Source organism: Pseudoalteromonas sp. NGC95, assembly GCF_015864705.1.
Lineage (GTDB): Bacteria > Pseudomonadota > Gammaproteobacteria > Enterobacterales > Alteromonadaceae > Pseudoalteromonas > Pseudoalteromonas arctica.
The window spans coordinates 103,237-125,899 of record NZ_JADYWR010000002.1 but is presented as its reverse complement, the minus strand read 5'-3'; the positions used below and the strand labels follow the sequence as shown (position 1 = coordinate 125,899).

At 39.7% G+C, this 22,663-nt stretch carries 20 protein-coding genes; 11 read left to right on the top strand and 9 right to left on the bottom strand.

Translation table 11 applies throughout. The features are described from left to right. Window positions 1–29 precede the first annotated feature (29 nt). The gene (locus tag I6E70_RS02920) at window positions 30–956 is read right to left on the bottom strand and encodes a manganese-dependent inorganic pyrophosphatase (protein WP_007581938.1); all 927 of its coding nucleotides are present in this window, start codon (window positions 954–956) and stop codon (window positions 30–32) included. 118 nt (window positions 957–1,074) lie between these two features. Here I6E70_RS02920 and I6E70_RS02915 point away from each other — a divergent pair, with 118 nt between their 5' ends. Both I6E70_RS02915 and mutM read left to right on the top strand, forming a co-directional pair. After that, window positions 1,075–1,590: a hypothetical protein gene (locus I6E70_RS02915; RefSeq protein WP_007581940.1), complete on the top strand. Its 516-nt coding sequence runs from the start codon at window positions 1,075–1,077 to the stop codon at window positions 1,588–1,590. After that, entirely contained in the window at window positions 1,590–2,399 is an 810-nt protein-coding gene (gene mutM / locus I6E70_RS02910; RefSeq protein WP_007581941.1) for a bifunctional DNA-formamidopyrimidine glycosylase/DNA-(apurinic or apyrimidinic site) lyase, read from the top strand. The genes I6E70_RS02915 and mutM overlap by 1 nt, the downstream gene beginning before the upstream one ends. 77 nt (window positions 2,400–2,476) lie before the next feature. Here the strand turns inward: mutM and I6E70_RS02905 are convergent, their stop codons facing one another. From I6E70_RS02905 to I6E70_RS02890, 4 genes are read right to left on the bottom strand one after another with little or no spacing between them, the layout of a single operon-like run. Further along, on the bottom strand, window positions 2,477–2,977 hold the full coding sequence (locus tag I6E70_RS02905) for a DUF3299 domain-containing protein (RefSeq protein WP_004335523.1): 501 nt from the start codon (window positions 2,975–2,977) through the stop codon (window positions 2,477–2,479). 14 nt (window positions 2,978–2,991) lie between these two features. Continuing rightward, window positions 2,992–4,233: an ABC transporter permease gene (locus tag I6E70_RS02900; RefSeq protein ID WP_197187992.1), complete on the bottom strand. Its 1,242-nt coding sequence runs from the start codon at window positions 4,231–4,233 to the stop codon at window positions 2,992–2,994. Beyond that, window positions 4,230–4,928, bottom strand: coding sequence for an ABC transporter ATP-binding protein (locus tag I6E70_RS02895; protein ID WP_024590649.1), 699 nt, complete (start codon window positions 4,926–4,928; stop codon window positions 4,230–4,232). Before I6E70_RS02895 ends, I6E70_RS02900 begins: the two co-directional genes overlap by 4 nt. A 7-nt stretch (window positions 4,929–4,935) precedes the next feature. Continuing rightward, window positions 4,936–6,006: a CDP-glycerol glycerophosphotransferase family protein gene (locus tag I6E70_RS02890; protein ID WP_197187991.1), complete on the bottom strand. Its 1,071-nt coding sequence runs from the start codon at window positions 6,004–6,006 to the stop codon at window positions 4,936–4,938. 178 nt (window positions 6,007–6,184) lie between these two features. Here I6E70_RS02890 and I6E70_RS02885 point away from each other — a divergent pair, with 178 nt between their 5' ends. The 7 genes from I6E70_RS02885 (at window position 6,185) to I6E70_RS02855 (ending at window position 13,725) form a co-directional block, all read left to right on the top strand. Further along, a complete protein-coding gene (locus I6E70_RS02885) occupies window positions 6,185–7,288 on the top strand; it encodes a phosphoribosylaminoimidazolesuccinocarboxamide synthase (protein WP_010553317.1) in 1,104 nt (367 codons plus the stop codon). A 122-nt stretch (window positions 7,289–7,410) separates the two neighbouring features. Next, a complete protein-coding gene (locus I6E70_RS02880; RefSeq protein WP_197187990.1) occupies window positions 7,411–8,073 on the top strand; it encodes a methylamine utilization protein in 663 nt (220 codons plus the stop codon). Beyond that, window positions 8,066–10,381: a bifunctional diguanylate cyclase/phosphodiesterase gene (locus I6E70_RS02875; RefSeq protein ID WP_007581956.1), complete on the top strand. Its 2,316-nt coding sequence runs from the start codon at window positions 8,066–8,068 to the stop codon at window positions 10,379–10,381. The genes I6E70_RS02880 and I6E70_RS02875 overlap by 8 nt, the downstream gene beginning before the upstream one ends. Further along, window positions 10,368–11,201 (top strand): DUF3034 family protein, encoded by an 834-nt coding sequence (locus I6E70_RS02870; RefSeq protein ID WP_007581959.1) that lies wholly within the window; start codon window positions 10,368–10,370, stop codon window positions 11,199–11,201. Before I6E70_RS02875 ends, I6E70_RS02870 begins: the two co-directional genes overlap by 14 nt. Beyond that, window positions 11,201–11,620 (top strand): group I truncated hemoglobin, encoded by a 420-nt coding sequence (locus tag I6E70_RS02865; protein ID WP_007581961.1) that lies wholly within the window; start codon window positions 11,201–11,203, stop codon window positions 11,618–11,620. Before I6E70_RS02870 ends, I6E70_RS02865 begins: the two co-directional genes overlap by 1 nt. 177 nt (window positions 11,621–11,797) lie before the next feature. Beyond that, window positions 11,798–12,892, top strand: a complete 1,095-nt coding sequence (locus tag I6E70_RS02860; RefSeq protein ID WP_007581963.1) for a capsular polysaccharide export protein, LipB/KpsS family — start codon at window positions 11,798–11,800, stop codon at window positions 12,890–12,892. Next, on the top strand, window positions 12,892–13,725 hold the full coding sequence (locus I6E70_RS02855; RefSeq protein WP_197187989.1) for a sulfurtransferase: 834 nt from the start codon (window positions 12,892–12,894) through the stop codon (window positions 13,723–13,725). Before I6E70_RS02860 ends, I6E70_RS02855 begins: the two co-directional genes overlap by 1 nt. A gap of 304 nt (window positions 13,726–14,029) precedes the next feature. Here the strand turns inward: I6E70_RS02855 and I6E70_RS02850 are convergent, their stop codons facing one another. Continuing rightward, window positions 14,030–14,389, bottom strand: a complete 360-nt coding sequence (locus I6E70_RS02850) for a DUF5522 domain-containing protein (protein ID WP_169044315.1) — start codon at window positions 14,387–14,389, stop codon at window positions 14,030–14,032. Window positions 14,390–14,432: 43 nt separating this feature from the next. Between I6E70_RS02850 and I6E70_RS02845 the strand changes: the two genes are divergently transcribed. Beyond that, window positions 14,433–14,759 carry a hypothetical protein gene (locus I6E70_RS02845; protein ID WP_169060639.1) on the top strand — a complete coding sequence of 109 codons (327 nt, stop codon included), beginning with the start codon at window positions 14,433–14,435 and terminating at the stop codon, window positions 14,757–14,759. Window positions 14,760–14,944: 185 nt separating this feature from the next. Here the strand turns inward: I6E70_RS02845 and I6E70_RS02840 are convergent, their stop codons facing one another. Beyond that, complete coding sequence (locus I6E70_RS02840) at window positions 14,945–15,913, bottom strand: class 1 fructose-bisphosphatase (RefSeq protein WP_197187988.1); 969 nt, start codon at window positions 15,911–15,913, stop codon at window positions 14,945–14,947. Window positions 15,914–16,067: 154 nt separating this feature from the next. On the opposite strand from I6E70_RS02840, the gene I6E70_RS02835 reads away from it, so the two are divergent. After that, window positions 16,068–18,497, top strand: a complete 2,430-nt coding sequence (locus tag I6E70_RS02835; protein ID WP_197187987.1) for a zinc-dependent metalloprotease — start codon at window positions 16,068–16,070, stop codon at window positions 18,495–18,497. 98 nt (window positions 18,498–18,595) lie between these two features. Here the strand turns inward: I6E70_RS02835 and I6E70_RS02830 are convergent, their stop codons facing one another. Beyond that, window positions 18,596–19,369, bottom strand: a complete 774-nt coding sequence (locus I6E70_RS02830; RefSeq protein WP_007581974.1) for a YggN family protein — start codon at window positions 19,367–19,369, stop codon at window positions 18,596–18,598. Between the two features lie 333 nt (window positions 19,370–19,702). Continuing rightward, window positions 19,703–22,597 carry an RNA polymerase-associated protein RapA gene (rapA, locus tag I6E70_RS02825; protein WP_121954782.1) on the bottom strand — a complete coding sequence of 965 codons (2,895 nt, stop codon included), beginning with the start codon at window positions 22,595–22,597 and terminating at the stop codon, window positions 19,703–19,705. Between the last annotated feature and the right edge of the window lie 66 nt (window positions 22,598–22,663).

The window sequence follows — 22,663 nt, the reverse complement described above, 5'->3', positions numbered from 1 at the left end:
GGTTTTTAAATCAATAAATGAAAACACAATTAGATTTTTGTGAATGCATCTTGTAGTGGTGGTACTACTTGCTTTTTACGGCTTAGTACGCCATCTAACCATACTTTATCATTCTCTGGTTTTACACCGTAAGCCTGCTCAACTAAGTTTGCATCGTCAGATACAATTAGCATTTCTGAGCCTTCTTTCATTATATCGGTAAGCAGTAAAAATACAGAGTGGCGATTACCCTCAACTTTTAGCTTAGCAATATCGGCTGCAAGGTCTGCTTTAATGTCGTCAAAAACAGCAAGGTCGATTACTTCTAGTTGGCCAATGCCTACTAGGTTACCGTTCATGTTGAAATCTTTAAAGTCACGCATTACTAAATCACGTGCTGGTGTGTCTTCTACCGCAGATTTAACACGGAACATATCCATACCCAGTTCTTTAAAATCTTCTACGCCTGCAATTTCAGCTAGCGCTTCAACACATTTAATATCGGCAGTGGTACATGTTGGTGATTTAAATATGACTGTGTCGCTTAAAATTGCACACATCATAATACCCGCGATGTCTTTAGGGATTTCTACGCTGTAGAAGTCGTACATCATTTTAATAATGGTGTTTGAACAACCAACAGGACGAATCCAGCATTCAAGCGGAGTAGATGATGTTAAGTCACCTAATTTGTGGTGATCTACCACGCCAACAACGCGAGCTTGGTCGATATCATCGGGTGCTTGTGTTTTTTCTGTGTGATCTACAATATACACATCTTCACCCGCGTAGCTTAATTTAAGCTCTGGTGCTTCGAAGCCAAATTTATCAAGGATAAATTGAGTTTCAGGTGAAATTTCACCAAGACGAGTTGGAATTGCAGGCTCATCGATTTGGTTTTTTAAATAAGCCAGTGCAATTGCACCACAAATAGAATCTGAATCTGGGATTTTATGGCCCACTACATACATAGACATTGACGGAACTCCTTTAAATTTGCCGATATTCTAACAAAGTCTGCGGCCTTTAACATATAGACAGCGCAATTAAGTTTTAGTTACACTTTAAAATCTTGAATTTACTAGGTGTATTAATATGCGACTGGGCCGTAAAGGTTGGAACAACGTTATAATATTTTCGATGTTGATTATGATCTTCTTCTTAAATGGCTGGCATAAGCAACTTTTGGGAGGGGAGGATAAACCAACATTACAAGCCGTACTCCCCCAGCAAAGTTTTGTACTGACACTGCAATTTGTTGATCAAAAAATTGAGCGAATAGGAACAAGCTGGCGTACAACCCCACTACAAAAAGACATACCGCTTGTGTGGCAAGCATCTGAGCAGCAACTTAGTGATTTAATTAACCAATGGCAAAGCGCGCAGTTAATGGGCGTTAACGAATCTGTTGTTTTTAATCCTAATGCGCCTTTATATGTTGCTACATTTGAGTTGGCTGGCGAGAGTTTACCTTGGGTTTATTTGCTTTATAAAGGCGATGGGCAATATTACTTACTCGAAAAGAGTAGCCAACGAATACTCGCACTCGATTTAAAAACTGCTCAGCAGTTATTTCCTAGTTTTGATTTTTCACAAAGTGAGTCTAATTAATGCCTGAATTACCAGAGGTAGAAGTGAGCCGAATGGGCATCACTCCCCACGTACAAAACCAAGTTGTTACAAAGGTAAATATTTATAATGCCAGTATGCGCTGGCCAGTGCCAGATGACGTGTATCAACTTGAAGGGCTAATTGTTACTAGTATTGAACGACGAGCTAAATACTTACTTTTACACTGTGAGCTTGGGAGCACTATTTTACATTTGGGTATGTCAGGTAATTTACGTGTTGTAGATAAAAGTGAGCCGCTTAAAAAGCATGACCACGTAGAGTTTATTTTTGGCAACGGTAAAGCACTGCGCTTAAACGATCCTCGTCGCTTTGGTTGCTGCTTATGGCAAGAGCCAGGTGAAGTGCATAAGCTACTCTCTAAGCTAGGCCCTGAGCCGCTTACCGATGATTTTTTTGCTAAACGCGTGTACGAACAGTCGCGCAATAAAAAAGTACCCGTAAAGCAATTTATTATGGATAACGCAGTGGTGGTTGGTGTTGGTAATATTTACGCGAATGAATCGTTATTTAAAGCGGGTATACATCCAAAGCGAGAAGCGGGAAAAGTATCGCTCAAACGTTATCAAGCACTTATCCCTATTATAAAAGACACGCTTGCTGCGGCCATTATGCAAGGTGGTACAACGCTTAAAGACTTTGCACAAAGTGATGGTAAGCCTGGGTATTTTGCTCAAGAGTTATTAGTATATGGGCGCAAAGGCAAGCCATGTATGACGTGTGAAAACGAATTGGAAGAAATTAGATTGGGGCAGCGCAGTACTATTTTTTGCTCAAATTGCCAAAAGTAGTTATCTAGTTATTTGAATTTTATCGATTCTAAATTTAATGATATTTAAGGGCCAGCTTTAAAAACTGGCCCTTTATTTTAAAGCTCGAACGGTGCTACACCGACCGCTTTCATTTTATATCCTACCTGCGCTATTTCGCCCGACCATGTTTCAGTACTTATTATTCCAGTTACAACAATTGCGTCGTATAGGCTATCTATTGGTACTCCACCTTTAATTGTTACATGGACTATTTGATTTGGCGGTGGTGGTGGTACGTGTATACAGGCGCCAAAATAAGGCACGAGTAAAAACTCAGTAATGACTTCGCTATCGCCCTCAAGTGGCACAACAAAACCTGGCAAACTTACCGATTGACCATCAAGCGCTTTTACCACTGGAGCATCTAAATCGGGTTGCACCCAGTTTTGATCGCTGCCTTCGTGATTAGCTTGTGCTTGAGTGTCTATTTGCATATGACCTTTGGGAATTAAGTCTTCCCAAAAAATTTCTTTTGGTGGATTAGCATAACTCGCTACGCTTATAAATAATAAGCTAATAGCAGCAATGTATTGAAAAGCTGTTTTAAAAAATGTCATAAAATACCTAAAAATTATGCTTTTATACTCATGCCATCGCTGAGTGAATAAAAATAAGCGCGAGTAGCGGGTATTAAGCCAATAATAAAACCTGCGGCCATAATAACCCCGATTAAGCCCAGTTCATAGTAAGAGAGCATTGTGATATTTACGCTTATACCGGCATGGCTTTGTAAGTAACCGCCGGCTGAAAAAATAACTAAGTAATAAAGCGCACTACCTACTAGGCAACCAAGTAAAGTTGTCAGTAGTGACTCAATACTTATAAGTGTAAATAAATGCCAAGGGCGAGCGCCTACCGAGCGCAATATAGCAAGTTCGCGACGTCGCTGACTCAGGTTTGCGAGCAATGTCGTTAACATGCCAAGTAGGCTTACTAACACGACAACAGCTGAGAATAGCAACAGTATTTTTTCTACTATGGCGAGCATTTCCCATAACTCTTTAAGTGTTACGGTTGGCATAATACCAAGCAGGGCTTCTGGCTTATATTGATTTATATTGCGCCTAATTTGTAATGTGTACAAAGGCGAGTTAAATCCCATTAAAAATGCTGTAATTTGCTTTGGGTGACCGACTAGGTTGTTATGTTCGTCATGCTCATGCTCAAGGCTCGCTTTACCGCCGTGAATTAAATCGATTGCAGCCAAAGGAATATGCAGCGTTTTATCAACTGGCGTGCCTGTTGGGTTTAAAATGCCGACGACTTTAAATGGGTTATCGTCATGATGATGAAAACTGGTGTTCCCCATGCCGTGCGATATAACAATAGAGTCGTTAAGTTTGTAGCCTAGTTTATTTGCAACTTCACTACCTAGCACCACTTCGTTAATTGCAACAAAAGGGTAGCCTTTGTTAAAGGTTAAATTTTGTTTTTTTGCAAAGCGATAATGGCTAAAGTAATCAAGTGTTGTGCCTAGTACCGCTTGGCCTTTATGGCTGTCGCCTAGGCTTATAGGTATGCTCCATTTTACGCCTCGCTGACTTGTTATGTATTCATAACTTTTCCAGCTTACGCCGTTATTAGTATGGCCAATTCTAAATACTGACGAAAGCAGCAACTGTATGTCGCCGGTACGCGCACCAACAATTAAATCAGTGCCCGAAATAGTATTACTAAAACTACTTTTAGCATCAATTCGTACTCGCTCAATACTTAAAAGTAACATTACACTAATTGCGATAGTAAATAATGTAAGCAGTACACTTGCGCGGCGGTTTAATAAGCTTTTGTAAGCAAGTTTAGCGAGAATCATACTTGTTCCTGCAAGCTTATAAGGTCAATGGAGCGGTCAAATAAAGGCTTTAGTGTTTCATCGTGGCTCACAAATACCAATGTACTATTAGATAACTTTGCTTGTTCAAACAGTAGCTTTATAAAGCTCTCACGGTTATTTGTATCGAGTGCAGATGTGGGCTCATCAGCAATTATTAATTCAGGGCTGCCTATAAATGCGCGAGCTGCAGCAACGCGCTGTTGCTGTCCAATACTCAATGTCGCTACATCTTTATGGTGATACTGCGCAGTAAGGCCTAAAGCATTTAATAACCGCATCGCTTCTTTTTGTAAGGCAGAGTTTTTATTTGATGATTGTTTTAATATTTTTTGTTTTCGGCTTTTTGAAAACTCACACCCAAGCGTTATATTTTCAATAGGAGTTAAATAAGGAAGCAGGTTAAAGTTTTGAAAAATGTAGCCAATGTGATCCGCTCTAAAAACATCACGGGTAGTATTGCTTAATGTAGTTAGGTTTTGGTCTAAAATTGATACCTCCCCGCTGGTGGCTGTATTAATGCCAGCAAGAATCGCTAACAATGTCGATTTACCTGAGCCACTAGGACCGTGTAAAAAAATATGCTCACCTTTTTCTATAACTAACTCTTTTATGTTGAGCGTGGGTGAGCTATCGCTTTTATGCCACTTAAAAGTTACGTTTTTTAGGTTGATCATTATCTTGTTACCAACCCCAGTAGTTTAGATCTTTGCGCATTTTTAGCTGTCTTATTATATTTAGTGGCTTGGGTTTTAGTTTATCGTTACTTTGTAAAAATTCATTAGCTGCATTTAATACGCGCTGGCTAGATTGGCCATCGGTGTATGGATGAAGTTCCTGGCAATAGCTTTCAATATTTTGCATTAAATCACTAGGTTTAGTAAGCGCATGTTCAATAGCGGCTTCTACTTCATCAGCGTCGGTAATATCAAGTAAATGAGGAAGTGGCTTTTGATTACAAAACGTGACTACCGGTTTACGCAGTAGTAAAAACATTAAAAGAACTGACGATGTATCGCACAGCATAACATCAGCAGCTTGCAATAACGGCAAGACGTTATCTGTTTCAATAAATGTTAGGTTTTCGTTACTCAGCGCTTTGTATTTATTAACCCATTCAGCAGGCATTTTAGGATGAAATTGCATCAAAATACGCCACTTACCTTGTTCACTAAAATGTTTTATTTGCTCATATAATTTAGGAGCAAGTGATAGCTTTCGTGAGAAGGTAGAGCATATAAGTAAAGTAGGGCGAGAGTCGTCACTTACATAAGGATTATTTGAAGTATTACTAAAAAGTGGATCGAGCGTTGGCCAGCCAGTTTCAGTTACTTTAAAGAAACCATGCTGCTTAGCTAGCTCTTTAAATCGGGTTGTTGTATTTGGACCTTGCGTACAATATAAATCGTAACAACCACGAATGTTAAAGTGATCCTCTTGCCCTTTCCGATTTAATTTTCCTGAATTGAACCCGTGAAATACAGCCACTTTTTTACCAGGAATAAAATTAGGAATTATATTGCCCGGTATAAATGTAATGTTTGGAGCCCAGCTTTTAACATCTTTTATGGTATGTAAACGCTGCTCGTTTGTGGTTAAAAAATCGGGGTTTACTTCGTTACCCGCTAAAAACCAGCGCACTTCGCCACCATTAGCTAGTACTGCAGCCTGAATAGGCCTCAAGATAGCGTACGAATAATTTTGAGAGATATACATCAAGTATTTTTTATTTTTAGTGGCAGTTAAGTAGTTCAAGCTATCTCCTCAGGCTGGTTGGCACATTAAGTTTACCCCATTGCGACTCGCTTATAAATATATGCCTTTATTTGTTTTAAGCATCCGATTGAGCTTTGAGGTCGGCTAGATTATTATACAATCCATATAACCCCATACCATACTTTGCTCAAAGAGCATCCCTAACCCCGGAGATAGCATGACTAGCTATAAAGTTTTAGACGTAAACGATGATTTACCCATTCGTACCAAAGGTGAAGTACACAGCGGTAAAGTTCGTTCGGTTTATTGGTTAACTGATGAAGACAGCGCACGATTAATTAAAGACAAAGGCTACCAAGTACCGACAGGTACTGAGCTTGCGATTATGGTTATTTCAGACCGAATTTCTGCATTTGATTGCATTTGGCAAGGTGAAAATGGCTTAAATGGCGTACCAGGTAAAGGTATAGCGTTAAACTCAGTGGCAGCCCATTGGTTTAAGTTATTTGATAAAGCAGGTCTTGCGGGTAATCATATTGTTGATATTCCGCATCCGTATGTGTGGATTGTACGCAAAGCCAGTACCGTAAAAGTAGAGGCAATTGCTCGCCAATATATTACGGGTAGCATGTGGCGTGACTACGCTAAAGGCATACGTAACTTTTGTGGTATTGACTTGCCAGAAGGTTTAAAAGCGAACCAAAAGCTTGATAACGTTTTAATTACGCCATCAACAAAAGGTATTATTGAAGGCGTTGCTGATATTCCGCCAGTTGATGATGTAAATATTACTCGCGCTAACATTACTAATAACTTAGATGTATTTAACTTTAAATCGGCAGATGACGTAACCAAATACGAAAAACTGTTAGTTGAAGGTTTTAAATTAATTAGTGATGAGCTAGCGAAGCTTAACCAAATTTTTGTAGATACAAAATTTGAGTTTGGTTATGTAGAGGATTTAAATGGCGCGCAACAGCTTATATATATTGATGAAGTAGGCACGCCTGATTCGTCACGTATTTGGGATGAAGCTGCATACAAAAATGGTAAAATTGTTGAAAATTCTAAAGAAGGTTTTCGCCAATTACTTATTAATAATGTGCCAGAGAGCGACGTATTATTAAATAAAGATCGCATGAGTGAGCGTGAGCAATTAGCAAAAGATTATATTTTACCAGAATCAGTAATGCTTGAAGTGTCAAATACCTATGTTGGCATAGCGAGCAAAATTGTAGGTAAAGATATTGTGATCCCAGAGAATCCTCGCCAAGAAGTAATTACTATTTTAGATAACGATTACGGATTAATTGTTAAATAGCAGCACTTAAGTGCTAACAAAGCCAGTAACTAAGTCTTTATTTTTAGTTACTGGGCTATAATTCTTGCAATTAGTGCTCGTCTCTAATTAACTTAACCTAACATTAATATTTAGGTGTTGTTATGTTTGAGCGGGCATTGCAAAAGTTTGCTAAAAGTCATTACTTTTTAGCTATAGGTTTGTTTTTTAGTCAGTTTGCTTTAAGTGCGAATATTGAATTAGTAATAGAAGATCAACACGGCCAAAAGTTATCAGGTGCAGTGGTTGAGCTTAACATTGCTGACAAACAAGCCTCACCATCAAATTTGCCCATTGCTATAATGGATCAAGTCCATAAGCAGTTTTTACCCGAATTATTAGTTGTACAACAGGGTCAAAAAGTTAACTTTCCTAACAGCGATAATATTCGCCATCATGTTTATTCTTTTTCACAAGCTAAGCCTTTTCAACTAAGATTATATTCAGGGCAACCAAAAGAGCCCATTACGTTTGAGCAACAGGGGGTTGTTGTTTTAGGGTGTAATATTCATGACTCTATGGTTGGCTATATCTATGTAGCGAGTAGTGAATCCGTATATAAAACAGATAAAAAAGGCTATGTAAGTTTGCCTATTAATATACTGCCTGCACAAGTGAGTGTGTGGCACCCTTTACAAACAGCGCCATTGGAGAATAAAAAAATGATAACAATTAATTCTCAAAAACAGTTACAGATAACAGTAAACACATCGACCCCAGCACCTAGAAATACCTTTGGTAGTAAGTTTAAGGCTGGTAATGACTAATAGTTTACGAAATCGCATAACCATTTTATGTGTTGGCTTAGTGTTATTAACCACTATGGTCAGCTTGTTTAGTTTTTGGTGGTCTACGAGTAAGTTTCAAGAAGAAAAAGTAAATCAAGACATTACCGTAGCGCAAAATGTTTATAAGCAATATTTAAAATCAAAAGAAAGCCTACTACTAACCGCAGCAAAAGTACTCACCTCCGACTTTGGTTTTAAGCAAGCTGTAGCAACGCGGGATGCCGGGACAATAAGCAGTGTGTTGTTTAATCATAGCCAACGTATTGATGCCGAATTAATGCTGCTACTTGATTTATCGGGTAGGCTAATTTCCGCCAATACTGACGAAGACGCTTTTGCACATAACTTAAAGCCGTTAATGGAAGAGCTTTTAAGTGCGCCAGAAGAGTCTAGTTTTGTGGTGCTAAATAACGAGCTTTACCAAATTATTTTATTACCCGTAAGAGCGCCACGTACAGTGGCCTATAGTTTGGTGGGTTTTAAAATTGATGACAATGTAGCCCATGAACTAAAAAGCTTAACAGGCATGGATGTGAGCTTTATAGGTAGCGCTGACGATATTGTTATTAGTTCATTAGCTAATCGCCCTGAGCAATTTGAACCTGTTAGTTATTTTAGTACCGTAACCACATCGCGTTTTTTTGGTGAGTATTTGGTGTATCGTAACCGAGATATAGATTTACCATCGTTGTTGACCCATCCTATAATTATTTTACTGAGCGCCGATTTAACACAAAGTTATAGTGACTTCGAAAAACTTCTTTTTACACTTATTATTTTAGCTATTTTAACTATGTTTGTAGGTGTTATTACGAGCAGCATATTTGCAAATAACTTAACTACGCCACTTACTCAACTAGCTGTAATAGCAAGGCAATTTGCACAAGGTAATTATGCTTTTGAATTTAAAGGGCGAAGGCAAAGTACCGAAATAGACACGCTAGTCGCAGCGTTTGATAGCATGGGTAATGATATTAATCAGCGCGAGCAACAAATTAGCTTTCAAGCCAGACACGACTCCCTAACAGGCTTTTATAACCGCTCAGCCATGCTTGAGGTGCTTGATGATGAGTTAGATTCATCAGCCGAGTATACGCTCGTTGCAATAGACATAAAAGGTCTTCGCCATATAAACGATAAGCTCGGTCCGCGTATTGGTGATGACTGCCTAAAGGCGGTTGCTTGCAGAATAAGTGAGTTTTCGGATGAGTTAGGGGGCTTTCATGCTCGTATTGGCGGCGATGAGTTTTTAACTGTGTTTCCGACTGCGGCAGCGCGCGAACACAAAAGCGGTATTGTTGGCTTAATGGCACAATTACAAGCGTGCTACACCATTCAAAAACTAAAAATTAACTTACGCTTTAGTGCGGGCATTGTGCAGTATCCTACGCAAGGAATTGCAAGTGATGACTTAATGCGCCGCGTGCTAATTGCTGTTGAAAGTGCTGCAAACACACAAGAGAGTATACATTATTATCAAAATGGTGAAGACGAGGCGCACTTAGAGCGCTTAATAATGCTTGATGAATTAAAGCAGGCTATTAGTGATGATGATGGTCAGCTATTTATGACCTATCAGCCAAAATTACACATGAAAACGCAAAAAATAGATAAAGTTGAGTCGCTTATTCGCTGGCAGCGAAAAGATGGTAGCTGGGTTAATCCTGAACTGTTTATTGACTTGGCTGAGCAGTCGGGCCTTATTGTTGAACTTACAGGGTGGGTTGTTAATACGGTTGTAGCGCAAGTAGCTGATTGGCAGTTTAAAAATATAAACTTACAGGCTGCAATAAATGTATCTGCGCAAGACATAGCATTTCCGGGCTTTCATGCTGCATTAGTTCGTACGCTTAAAAAGTACAAAGTAGATCCTAAGCTGATCACTATTGAGCTTACTGAGCGCGATATGATCGAAAACGAAGAAAAAGGTATTAAAGCGCTCGAAAACCTAAAGGCAATTGGCGTTAAAATATCATTAGATGATTATGGTGTAGGGCAAACATCACTTGGTCGATTAAAAATGTTACCGATTGATGAGCTTAAGCTAGATAAGTGCTTTATCCTAAAACTTGATGAATCGCAAAAAGATCAATTTATAGTGCAATCATCAATTACGTTGGGGCATCAGCTAGGTTTCTCGGTTGTAGCTGAGGGGGTTGAAACACTTGGCTCATTAAATTTACTTAGAGGTATGCAGTGTGACCATGCACAAGGCTATTACTTAAGTAGGCCTTTAAAAGCAGAACTATTAGAAGAATGGCTGGAGGAATACTATGAAAAAAATTAAATACTTATTAGCAAGTTTGTTTTTAATAATTAGTGTACCGAGCATTGCAAGCAATGGAAAACTGCTAGCTACGCCGGGAGTTTCTCAAATTGAAGGCAGTGGCGGCGGTGGTATTGTACCGTGGGCACAACTTGCTGGGTACGCAAGTGATGACGAATTTTCGGTAAATGGCTTTTGTAGCCGCGCAGATGTAACCGACTACACACTTGACGTATGTGGTGCACAACTTAATTTATTTAATCGCGTTGAGCTCAGTTATGCCCAACAGCGCTTTGATGTACCAGCACTTGATGCTGAAATAGAGCAGTCAATTACAGGTGCTAAAATACGTTTATATGGCGATATTGTTTACAGTGATTGGCCACAACTTAGCTTAGGTATTCAGCATAAATCACTGGATGATGGCAGTATTGCAACACTTGTAGGCGCAGAAGATACTAGCGGCACTGACTACTACCTCGCTGCTAGTAAGTTACATTTGGGGGCTATTGCTGGTTATAACTGGTTTTGGAACGTAACCACACGATACAGCGAAGCTAATCAACTTGGTTTGCTTGGCTACGGTGGAGAAAATGGTAGTGGTAAAGTGCTATTTGAAGGCAGCACAGCACTATTTTTTAGTCGTGAAGTCGCCGTAGGTGTTGAGTATCGTCAAAAATCAAATAACTTAAACTTAGGCGAACAAGATTGGAAAGACTTATTTGTAGCATGGATGCCTAATAAGCACGTAAGTGTGACAGCGGCTTACCTTGATTTAGGAAGCATTGCAGGAGCTGACGATCAAACAGGTTGGTATTTATCGGTAACAGGGTATTGGTAATGAAAAGCGTTGGTATTTTTATAGTATGCGTAGGATTGCTTTGTAGTTGTGCTAGCTCAACACAATTATCGCTTTATCAAAAGCTCGATGGTAAAGCGGGGATAGGCAGAATTGTTGATAGCTTTATCTATCAAATAGGTAATGACGAGCAGATAATTCATTACTTTGAACACAGCAATATAGCGTACTTTCGCCAAGGGTTTATTACTCATATGTGCATGCTAGTAGAAGGCCCATGTACATACGATGGCGACTCTATGGTAGCAATCCATACAGGTATGCATATTACAGAGAAAGACTTTAATCATGTGGTTGATTTACTTATAAATGCAATGAATGAGCAGAACATTAGCCATAGTTTGCAAAACGATATTCTCTCTAGAATGGCACCACTTCGTGGTGAAATTATAAAAATGTAGCCATAAAGGCTTTAAAGTAATTATTAAGTAAAGGGAACCTTGCTTTGATGTCATTGTCCACTTAGAATTATTTCATAAAAACAATAATTGGCAAATATAGCTTGTATGGCTTACCTATTTATCTCTCGCAAAAATGTACACGCAAAATACTATAGAAAAATAATCAAAAAATTGTCGATGGATTGCCAATTACATATCATGGGAGCCCCTAAGCTTTCTGCTGTTAAGTATTTAAAAGATGCGTTTCAAGTTAATTTTACTGATGTAGTTAACTCTCAGCTAAAACGCAAAAGAGCACGTAATGCTATCTGGAATAGTCCTATTATTACTGCTGTTTACAGTGCTGGGTTAGTTTTATTTGAACGATTACGATACGCTAAGTATTTAGCCTTATTAACCGAGACTAATCCTGACTGCATTGTTATTTGGAACGGCAATAAACTTCCAAATACGACCGTTGCTATGGCTGCAAAAGCATTAGGTGTTAAGCAGTTTTATTATGAAAATGGTTTACTACCCGGTACAAGCAGTTTAGACCCTAATGGTATTAACTATAATGCGTCGTTAAGCCGTGACCCTTCTTTTTACCTAAATTTTGACCCACAAAATAAGCTAAACTTTTGTGCGCCGGATTTAATTCCAAGAGCTGATCATAAAAAGCGCTGTGAATTTGAATGCGCCGATGTGCCAGAACGCTATATATTTGCGCCTTTTCAAGTACCTCACGATACTCAATTAGCTAGCTTTTCTCCGTGGATAAACTCTATGGACATGTTTTACGACGAGGTGATTAAAGCGGTCAAAAGCTTAAACGATCCAAGTTTAAAAGTGGTTTTTAAAGAGCATCCGTCGTGGCATAAACATTACGCTCATCTTTATGAAAAAGATCCGATTGCAATTTTTGCTAATGGAAATCAAACAAGTGATTTGATTAAGTGCGCTGAAGCCGTATTAACGATTAATTCAACGGTCGGCTTAGAAGCATTGCTGCTCAATAAACGAGTTTTAACTCTTGGACAAGCCTGTTACAACATTGAGGGTTTGGTAAAGCATGCAAGCACTGCAGAGCAGCTAGCAGAGAATATGAACGAAGTAGTGCAGGGCTGGCAACCAAATACATTATTAAAGGATAAGTTTTTTAGCTTTATTGAACATGTATATTGTATTCCTGGCGTTTGGAAACACACTGAAGATAAACACATTAAAGCGATTGAAGCGCGTTTTACGGGTAATGACGAGTTTGCTAAGTATCATGGTGATAAGGAATCGTAGTGAAAAACCTAATTAGCTGCCAGCAATTACAAACGCAACTTAATGACCCTGCATTAGTGATATTTGATGCAGGTATGCTGCGCCCAGGTGTTTTGGGTGCTTATTCGCCTCAAGCAATGCTGCCTAGCGCTAAACGTTTTGACATAAAAAACGAATTGGCCGATAGATCAAATCCCTTACCAAGTATGGTATGCAGCGAGCAGCAGTTTACCCACGTGATGCAAAATGCAGGTGTAAATAACGACTCGTTTATAGTTGTATACGAAGATGGCGGTTTATTTAGCGCAGCAAGAGCGTGGTGGATGTTTAAAGCTATGGGGCATCACAATGTTAAAGTACTCAGTGGTGGCCTTAAAAAGTGGTTAGAGAGCGATTACGCCACACAACAAGGTTATAGCAAAGCGTCAGGTAAAGGTGATTTTACGGCAAACTATAACTCTGCGTATTTTATTAATAGCCAACAAGTGGTTGACGTAATCGATGAGCCCAGCACTGCATTGCTAGATGCACGTGCTTATAAGCGTTTTACAGGCGAAGAAAGTGAACCCCGAAAAGGCATGCGTAGCGGGCATATCCCAAATAGTCGCTCGTTACCTTTTATGGATTTACTTAATAAAGGTGAAGCAAAACCACTTACTGAAATTAAAGCGATATTTAATGACGTGGTCGGGGATGCACAGCAGCTACAATTTAGCTGTGGCTCAGGTATTACAGCCTGTGTTTTAGCGTTATTTGCTACTGAATGTGGTTACAGTAATTTAAGTGTTTTTGATGGCTCGTGGAGTGAGTGGGGCGCAAGTGATTCATTGCCCATCGCCACGGGAGAAAAGTAGACGTGTTGGATATGTAAAGCTTGCTCACGTTAAAAACGCAGCGCCTCTAAACCTCTTTGTGAATAACAGCATTTAAAATATTACTCACAAGGAGAAGTGAAAGAGATGAAAATGAGAAGATAAAAACCAGTGCTTACTCGTATTTGAATACTATTTTTATGCAATCGCTTATTCTAAAAGCGCAGTGCCTCTAAACCTCTTTGTGAATAACAGTACTTAAAAATATTATTCACAAGGAGAAGTGAAAGAGAAGAAAATGAGAAGGTAAAAACCAATGTTTGCTCGTATTTGTATTAAATGGTTTTTATTTTCTAAAACCATAAGGGCAATTTTTACAACCATTTTTGCAGCACGAACCACGCTTTAAAAAAAACCACTTACTAAATATCATGTAACCACTTTGCATGGTGTAGTCGAGCCCTTCAATTAAATTGTCGTTACCTCTAAATTGTTTTGCAAAGTCTATTTGGGTTTTAATAGGTTGTGTATAAACACCCTCTAAAAAAGTATTTATTCTATTAAGCGTGCACTTGCGGCATAAACAACTTGTTGCTGTGATATCAAGCGGTAAAATAGCCGGCAGCTCATTGCACCAACACGCTGATATATCGTCTACATTACACGTTAGAGTACTGTGGCATTGAGTGCAGTTAAGTTCAGTCATTATAATTCTTTTTAGTAACAGTGAGCCAAGAATAACAAATATTATGAATACACAAAAAGCATTAGCTGAATTTATTACATTTGGTGAGCAAAGGGACGAAGCTATATCGGTTATCGTTTCAAGCCCTGCTGATAGCAATAAAACTCATTATACTCTCTCAACCGAGGTTTTAATTGATGTTCTTAAGCGCTGTTTAAGTAACGAAATAGACTTAGATGATTTAGAGCTTTGGGCAAACGTAATTGAATCGCGAGATGACATTGATTGTGCAGAGCACGAAGGTTTTATTTATGCACTCAGTAATAGTGAGCAAATGGGGGAGCTTAACCATCAAAAGATTGAGCAAATAGTTGCGTTAGTAAAAATTTGATTTGTTTAAAAGGCGAGGTGTAAAACCTCACCTACAATATATGCAATCCTGTAGGTGCGAATTTACTTCGCGCTCATGTAACGTGGCTTTGGTGTTTAAAAAGCGAGGTGTAAAAGCTCACCTACAAAAAAACCGCACTTCAATTGAATGCGGTTTTTTAAATTGAAGACAATCGTTTTAAGCGATTATTTATGATATCCCAAGCACGTTTCTACTTCGTTTTTAGAACCTAAAATAACGGCTACACGCTGGTGGATTGCATCAGGCTGAATATCCATAATACGCTCGGTACCGGTTGATGCGATACCGCCAGCTTGCTCTACTAACATAGCCATTGGATTTGCTTCGTAAAGTAGGCGTAATTTATTTGGCTTTTTAGGATCTTTAGTGTCGGTAGGGTAAGTAAACAAACCACCACGGCTAAGTACACGATGCACATCGCCCACCATTGCTGCAATCCAGCGCATATTAAAGTTTTTAGCGCGCGGGCCTGTATCGCCTGCTAGCAAATCATTGATATAGTTTTGCATAGCTGGTTGCCAATGGCGTTGGTTAGACGTATTAATGGCAAATTCGTTTGTATCAGCAGGGATTTCGGCAAAATCTTGTGTAAGTAAAAAGCTGCCTTGTGTTTTATCAAGGGTAAACATGCGCGTGCCTTTACCTGTAGTCAGCGCAAGCATTGTTGACGGGCCGTAAAGTACGTAACCTGCTGCAACTTGCTTGTGGCCTGGCTGCATGAAAATGCTTTCATCAGCAGCGTCTGAGCCTTCATGCGCTTCCATAATGGAAAATATAGTACCCACAAGTGAGTTAATATCGGTATTTGACGAGCCATCGAGTGGATCAAATGCCACTATAAATTTAGCGTCTGGGTTACCTGCTACTGTGTAGTCTTCTTCTTCAGAGGCGATTGCTTTAACCGTACCTGATTCCAGTAAAATATCTTTTAACAGCTGATTAGATAATACATCGAGCTTTTTTTGAGTTTCACCTTGAATGTTTTCATCAAGGGTTGAGCCCAATACGCCAGAAAGCGCGCCTTGACCAACGCGAAACGAAATTTCTTTACATGCCGCTAAAATTGTTCGAATTAATGATAAAAGTTCTCTTGAACAACCATCTTCAAGTAATACTGGAGGGAGTCTACGCATTCTATTTTCCTGATAACGTGTTAAAACCAATCATAATGTGAGAGAGATTAGCTTAGAGCGCTGAAATTCGTCTTAAATAACTGTATTGTTTAAATAGCACCCTATAATGGGACCACCTAATCGTACTTAAAACACAAATAACAAAGATAAGATTATGAAAAAAATACCACTACTAAGTTACATATTCTTTACTGTGCTGTGCTCTATCATAACTCAAGCGCACGCAGCAATTAAGTCAATTGATGAATTTACTACGCAAATGAATCATTTTCCGGGCTATTATTCGTTTTTTTACGATACCCAAAACGGAAAAGTATATTTAAAAGTTGATAAGTTTGAACAACAATTTTTACTGCAGCAAAGCTTGCCTTACGGTATTGGCTCTAACGACATAGGCCTTGATAGAGGTCAGCTTGGTAATACTCACCTTGTGCAGTTTGAGCGTTTTGGCGACAAAGTAATGCTGCGGGCTGTAAATACTTACTATCGTGCCAACACAAGTAACAAGGCCGAACAGCAAAGTATTAAAGAGGCGTTTGCATCAAGTATACTTGCTGGTTTTAAAGTAGTCGCAGAAGATAAAGCCACAGCACTTATTGATTATACGCCTTATTTATTAAGTGATGTACATGGCGTAAGCCGCACGCTTGCTGCACGTAAGCAAGGGAACTTTAGCCTTGATGAATCACGTAGCGCCGTTTATATGAATCGCTCAAAAGCATTTGTAAAAAACACCGAGCTTGAAGCCGTACTTACATTTAAAGGCACAAAACCAGGTGAATTTGTTCGCCAAGTAAGTGCCGACCCTTATGCGCTTACTGTTCATATGCATCATTCACTTATTCAATTACCAGATGATAACTACACGCCGCGCAAGTTTAATCCGCAATCAGGTTTTTGGAGTATAGAACATAAAGATTACGCAGCGCCGCTTGGTGAGTCACTGTACGTGCGTTATATACCGCGCCATCGTTTAACTAAAAAGGACTCAAGTTTACCTATTAGTGAGCCTGTTAAACCAATTGTTTATTACCTTGATCCTGGCGTTCCAGAGCCCGTTAAAAGCGCTTTGCTTGAAGGTGGAAAGTGGTGGAACGACGCATTTACGGCGGCAGGATATAAAAATGCATTTATAGTAAAAGTGCTGCCAAGTAGCGCCGACCCTATGGATATTCGTTACAACGTCATTCAATGGGTACACCGTGCAACGCGTGGTTGGTCATACGGTAGTTCGGTAATCGACCCACGTACAGGTGAAATACTTAAAGGGCACGTAACACTTGGCTCATTGCGTGTTCGCCAAGATATTTTAATAGCCGAAGCACTCGCTGCTCCTTATTTAAAAGGCAATGAAGTTGCTAAAAACTTGCAAGCAATGGCGCTTGATCGTATTCGCCAATTAAGCGCACATGAAATTGGCCACACGTTAGGTATTTCTCATAACTTTGCAGCATCGGTAGGGGATAGATCCTCAGTAATGGATTACCCACATCCGCTACTTAGTTTTAATGAACAAGGTAAGCTTGATTTAACGCGCGGCTATGCAACAGGCATGGGCGTGTGGGATACCCAAGTAATTAAATATGGCTATAGCGATTTTACTAACCAAGATGAAAGCGCAGAACTTGCTGCTATTTTAAAAGAGAACAAAGCCAAAGGCCTTGAGTTTATATCAGATAGTGATGCTCGTGCTAAAGGTGGCGCACATCCAACAGCTCATCTATGGGATAACGGCACTAATCCTTCTCAGGAGCTTTTACGAGTACTCGACGTACGTAAAAAAGCGCTTTCGCAGTTTGGTATTAATAATATTAAAACGGGTGATTCATTATCGCAATTAGAGGAAAAACTAGTTCCGCTTTATCTGTTTCACCGTTTTCAGGTTGAGGCTGCGGTTAAGCTTATTGCCGGTGTTGATTACGAATACGAAACACGCGGTGACTCACCCGTAAAAGGCGCACAAGTCGTTAATAAAAAAACACAGCAAGAAGCAGTAAACGCTATTTTTGAAACGCTTAAGCCAAGTAACTTATTACTTCCTGAATCTGTGTTATCGCTAATTCCGCCAAAAGCATATGGCGAGTCTAAATCGCGCGAGAGCATAGTTGGACGCACAGGGTTAACGCTCGATGCAATGGCATTACCCGAGGTTGCAGTGCAGCACAGCTTGTCGCTTTTATTAAATGCACAGCGTTTAAATCGCTTAGCGCAGCAACAAGCACGTAGTAATGACTTTTATAGTTTAGATGAGTTACTTGAGGAGCTATATAGCCAAGTGTTTAACGTGTCATCACCTAATACAATGACAGGTAAAATCACTCAGCGCGTGCAATTTTTAACAGCAAAAGCTATGGCTGATTTAGTAGCAAGCGATAGTGCAAGCCCTGAAGTGCAAGCGCAGTTACGTTACTACTTAGTTAAGTTGAGTGAAGACTTTAACCAAAACTCAATGCTGAGCCATACAAGTACTGGCGAGAGTGCGTTTAAGCAATATTTAGCTGAGCAAGTAAATCAGTTTTTAATTAAAGGGCAATGGCCAAACAACTTTAAAGTGCTGCCAATCCCACCGGGCTCACCAATTTAGAATAAAAAGTAGAAGCGCTTATTTTTAATCAATCATAAAGCAAAACACCGAGTATATTTATACTCGGTGTTATTTTATTCTAAAAACGAATACGTACACTAAGACTTTATTTGCACTAAATCGTAATCGGCCATACCAGGTACTATTGCTTGTAAGCGAGACTCGGTTACATCGAGTGCATTTAAACATTCGCAATACTCAGAAGCTTTAAGCTCTAATTGATGCGCCTTTTTTTGTAGCGACTTATCAATTTCTCTTGAGATAATATCCATGCGTTGGCCCATGTCGTTAATGCGATCTTCTATATTACCTTCGCGCGATTTGAACGCATCTCCGAGTGATACCAAAATAGCACCTAACGATCCATGCACTGCGGAGTGAATTTGCTGGCTGATCTCTTTAGTAAAAAAATCATCTATTTGCGAAAGTGACTGAGGGGCTATAAAAAAGAAGTCATCGCCGCGCTTAAACTTATCCATTAGCGCGCGCTCTACATACTTTAGTTGTGTTTTAAGTACTTCAGGTTCTTTGTCTGACATACCTTCAACTACGTGTTCAATAGCGCTTAAACCTAAGTTAACACCATCGGTAGCAAGGTTTACTAATTCGGGGACTGTGTGGCGAATACCATTACTAAATTGTTCGAGTACTTTGCTTTCGTCATCGCTTAAATCAACCCAATAACCACGAATAAACAGTTGGTTATTGTTATTAATTTGTACACGAGTCTGGCCTTTATCTAATATGCGAATCGCATCGTCAGTAATAATTAAACCATGACGTAATTCAACATCGCATTGGGCTTGAGCAAAGACACTGCTGCTTGAGAGCGCTATGGACAACGCCAATATCGAACGAGATAGAAACGCCATAAACACCTCAAAAAGACTAAAATGGAAGGCGAGTAGGTTAACAAAAAAACAACTTTATGCAAGGGAAAATAAACCTATCAACTATCCCACACAATAGCTGTATAGAGCGCAGCTTGATTTTTTAGATACGGCTATGTTGAGAAAAATAGATAGCACAACAAAGGACTTAGTATAAAGCTAAATAGGTAGTGTTAGCTCACATCTAAATAAGAACACGTGGTTTTAAAAATGAAGTTTAAAAAGATACAGCTATTTAGTTAATTAAGCTTTTAAGCTGACTCCAAATTTACTTTGGAGTCAGCTTAAAAGACTAGCGATTAAAAGCCAAAATCTCTAGTGTGAAACCACTATTAATCGAATTGCATCAAGTTGTAACTGCGTTTTTTCAATATACGTAGTTAGGTCGTTGCGTTGCTTATCGTAGAAGGTAATTTCTTCTTGGCGAATATTCGGGTTAATCTGCTTAAGGGCAACAAGTCGTTCTTGCTCTTCACTGAGTGACGTTTGCATTTTAACAAGCGACGCTGCACGAATAACTTCAAGTTTTTCTTGTGCCATATCTTTAGCGGTAGTAATCATAGGGTGAACAGCGCTTTGTAGTGCACCTGCAAGTTTACTTGCTGTTTGGCGGCCAACGGCTGATAACTGCTGATTAAAGCCTTCAAATGCCACATTCTCACCTAAATTATTACCTGCTTTATCAAGCAATATACGAATTGGTGTAGGCGGTAAAAAGCGACCAACCTGTAATACTTTTGGTGCCATTGCTTCTGCAACAAAAATAAGCTCAACAAAAAAGGTACCAGGCGGTAACTTTTTGTTTTTAAGCAATGCAACCGATGCGCTACCAAAGTCGTCGTCACAAATCATATCCATGGTGCCTTGCACCATTGGGTGATCCCAACTAACAAAGTGCACGTCTTCTTGCGAAAGTGCCGTGTCGCGATCAAAGGTAACGGTCATACCGTCTTCTTTAAGCGATGGGAATGATGGGTTTAACATATGCTCAGTTGGTTTTAAGATAATGGTATTTTCACCTTTATCTTCTTGGCTTACACCAAATGTGTCGAACACGTTGATCATGTAGCTTGGTAATTCAAACTGATTGTCGAGCTTTTCGATTTCAGCTACAAGTGAATCTGCAGCACCTTGACCCGATGAATGTAGCTCTAGTAAACGATCTCGTCCGCTTTCCATTTTTTTACGAAGTACTGCATTTTGCTGTGCTACTTGCTCAAGTAATGGATCGAGTTCGTCTTCATCGCAGTTATGCGCAGAAATATATTCAAGTAGATCATCACGGAACTCTTTATAAAGCATTTGCCCCGTTGAAGAGGTAGATTCGAATGCGTCTAGACCTTCGTTGTACCAACGTAGCAATACTTCTTGAGCGGTGTTTTCAAAATATGGCACATGAATGTTCACATCTTGTGTTTGACCTATACGGTCTAATCGACCAATACGCTGCTCTAGTAAATCTGGGTTCAGTGGTAAATCAAACAGTACTAAGTGATGCGAGAACTGGAAATTACGACCTTCTGAGCCAATTTCTGAACACAATAATATTTGTGCATTATCGTACTCGTCTGCAAAAAATGCAGCAGCGCGGTCACGCTCAATAATAGACATACCTTCGTGAAATACCGATGCTTTAATTGCTTCGCGCTCACGCAGTATTTGCTCAAGGCTGATAGCTGTTTCAGCTTTAGCACATATAAGTAGTACTTTTTCGCGCTTAAGCGTTTTAAGTGTCTCGATTAACCAATCTACACGTGGGTCAAATAAACCCCAGCTTGCGCTTTCGCCCTCAAACTCTTGAAATATTTTTTCGGGAAAAAGAGCGCGGTGTGCACTTAGTTCAGGGTTTTGAATGCCGCCCATATTACCGAGAACCGACATAGCCGTTTTATACTGCTTTGGCAGTGCCATAGGGTAGGCGTGTAATTTACGACTTGGGTAGCCATCAATGCCGCTGCGGCTATTTCTGAATAATATACGACCCGTGCCGTGGCGATCGAGCAGCATGTTAAGTATTTCTTTACGTGCTGGTAAATCACCTTGCTGTGCTTTTTCAAGAATATCAGTAATATCGGTTTCTTTTAATAGCTCAATTAGCGTGGCTTTGGCTGTGTCGTCTAGCCCTTGCTCTTGCAGTAATTGATTTGCAGCTTCAGCAACGTCTTTATAATTTGCTTCTTCTTCTTTAAACACGTCGTAGTCGTAAAAACGGTCAGGATCGAGTAACTGTAAACGTGCAAAGTGACTGCTGTGACCAAGTTGATCAGGCGTTGCTGTAAGTAAAATAAGGCCAGGAATATCTTGGCTAAGCTCTGCCATACGTTGGTATTCTGAGCTTGGCTTGCCGTTATTTATACTTAGGTGATGGGCTTCATCTATAACTAGTAAATCCCAATCAGCAAGCGTTGCTTGTTCAAACCAGCGTTTTTTCTTGGTTAAAAACTCAAGACTGGTAAGTACCAATTGCTCTGTATCAAACACGTTTGGTGAATCTGCAAACGCTTCGTCGCAGCGTTCTTCATCAAAAATAGAAAAATGTAAGTTAAAGCGGCGTAGCATTTCTACTAACCATTGGTGCTGTAGATTTTCTGGTACAACAATAAGTACGCGGCTCGCACGACCACTAATAATTTGTTGATGTAAAATCATGCCTGCTTCAATTGTTTTACCAAGGCCTACTTCATCTGATAAAAGTACGCGTGGTGCAAAACGTTTGCCCACTTCTTGGGCAATGTAAAGCTGGTGCGGAATAAGATTAGCACGTTGACCAATTAAGCCTTTAATAGGCGATTGTTCACGTTCAAATTTATGTAACCACGTTTGGTAGCGAAGTGTATAGCGATCAAAACGATCGACTTGGCCCGCAAATAAACGATCTTGTGGTTTATTAAACTTAATAAAATGATCTAAAAAGGTTTCTTTAAGCTTGGCAGTTTCGCCGTTATCAACACGGGTGCCGTGATAACACAGTAACTCACCTTGTACTTCAATAGACTCTACTTCTAATTCCCATTCTTCAACGCTTTTGATCACATCGCCAGGATTAAATGCCACACGGGTAACCGGTGCTTCTGCCGAAGAATAAACACGGCTCTCACCACTGGCAGGAAATAATATGCTGACCTGACGGCCTTCAATGGCAACAACGGTGCCTAATCCTAAATCTGACTCTGTATCACTGATCCAACGCTGACCTAAGGAAAAATTCATGTATGTCTCGTCTATGATGAAAAAGGCGGCTATGTTACCTGTAAGCTAACACCACTGCAAGGCGCT

Excerpts from the sequence above, each read along its gene's own strand:
- I6E70_RS02920 (WP_007581938.1), bottom strand. The coding sequence starts at position 956 with ATGTCTATGTATGTAGTGGGCCATAAAATCCCAGATTCAGATTCTATT.
- I6E70_RS02915 (WP_007581940.1), top strand. The coding sequence starts at position 1,075 with ATGCGACTGGGCCGTAAAGGTTGGAACAACGTTATAATATTTTCGATG.
- mutM (WP_007581941.1), top strand. The coding sequence starts at position 1,590 with ATGCCTGAATTACCAGAGGTAGAAGTGAGCCGAATGGGCATCACTCCC.
- I6E70_RS02905 (WP_004335523.1), bottom strand. The coding sequence starts at position 2,977 with ATGACATTTTTTAAAACAGCTTTTCAATACATTGCTGCTATTAGCTTA.
- I6E70_RS02900 (WP_197187992.1), bottom strand. The coding sequence starts at position 4,233 with ATGATTCTCGCTAAACTTGCTTACAAAAGCTTATTAAACCGCCGCGCA.
- I6E70_RS02895 (WP_024590649.1), bottom strand. The coding sequence starts at position 4,928 with ATGATCAACCTAAAAAACGTAACTTTTAAGTGGCATAAAAGCGATAGC.
- I6E70_RS02885 (WP_010553317.1), top strand. The coding sequence starts at position 6,185 with ATGACTAGCTATAAAGTTTTAGACGTAAACGATGATTTACCCATTCGT.
- I6E70_RS02880 (WP_197187990.1), top strand. The coding sequence starts at position 7,411 with ATGTTTGAGCGGGCATTGCAAAAGTTTGCTAAAAGTCATTACTTTTTA.
- I6E70_RS02875 (WP_007581956.1), top strand. The coding sequence starts at position 8,066 with ATGACTAATAGTTTACGAAATCGCATAACCATTTTATGTGTTGGCTTA.
- I6E70_RS02870 (WP_007581959.1), top strand. The coding sequence starts at position 10,368 with ATGAAAAAAATTAAATACTTATTAGCAAGTTTGTTTTTAATAATTAGT.
- I6E70_RS02865 (WP_007581961.1), top strand. The coding sequence starts at position 11,201 with ATGAAAAGCGTTGGTATTTTTATAGTATGCGTAGGATTGCTTTGTAGT.
- I6E70_RS02860 (WP_007581963.1), top strand. The coding sequence starts at position 11,798 with ATGGATTGCCAATTACATATCATGGGAGCCCCTAAGCTTTCTGCTGTT.
- I6E70_RS02850 (WP_169044315.1), bottom strand. The coding sequence starts at position 14,389 with ATGACTGAACTTAACTGCACTCAATGCCACAGTACTCTAACGTGTAAT.
- I6E70_RS02845 (WP_169060639.1), top strand. The coding sequence starts at position 14,433 with ATGAATACACAAAAAGCATTAGCTGAATTTATTACATTTGGTGAGCAA.
- I6E70_RS02840 (WP_197187988.1), bottom strand. The coding sequence starts at position 15,913 with ATGCGTAGACTCCCTCCAGTATTACTTGAAGATGGTTGTTCAAGAGAA.
- I6E70_RS02835 (WP_197187987.1), top strand. The coding sequence starts at position 16,068 with ATGAAAAAAATACCACTACTAAGTTACATATTCTTTACTGTGCTGTGC.
- I6E70_RS02830 (WP_007581974.1), bottom strand. The coding sequence starts at position 19,369 with ATGGCGTTTCTATCTCGTTCGATATTGGCGTTGTCCATAGCGCTCTCA.
- rapA (WP_121954782.1), bottom strand. The coding sequence starts at position 22,597 with ATGAATTTTTCCTTAGGTCAGCGTTGGATCAGTGATACAGAGTCAGAT.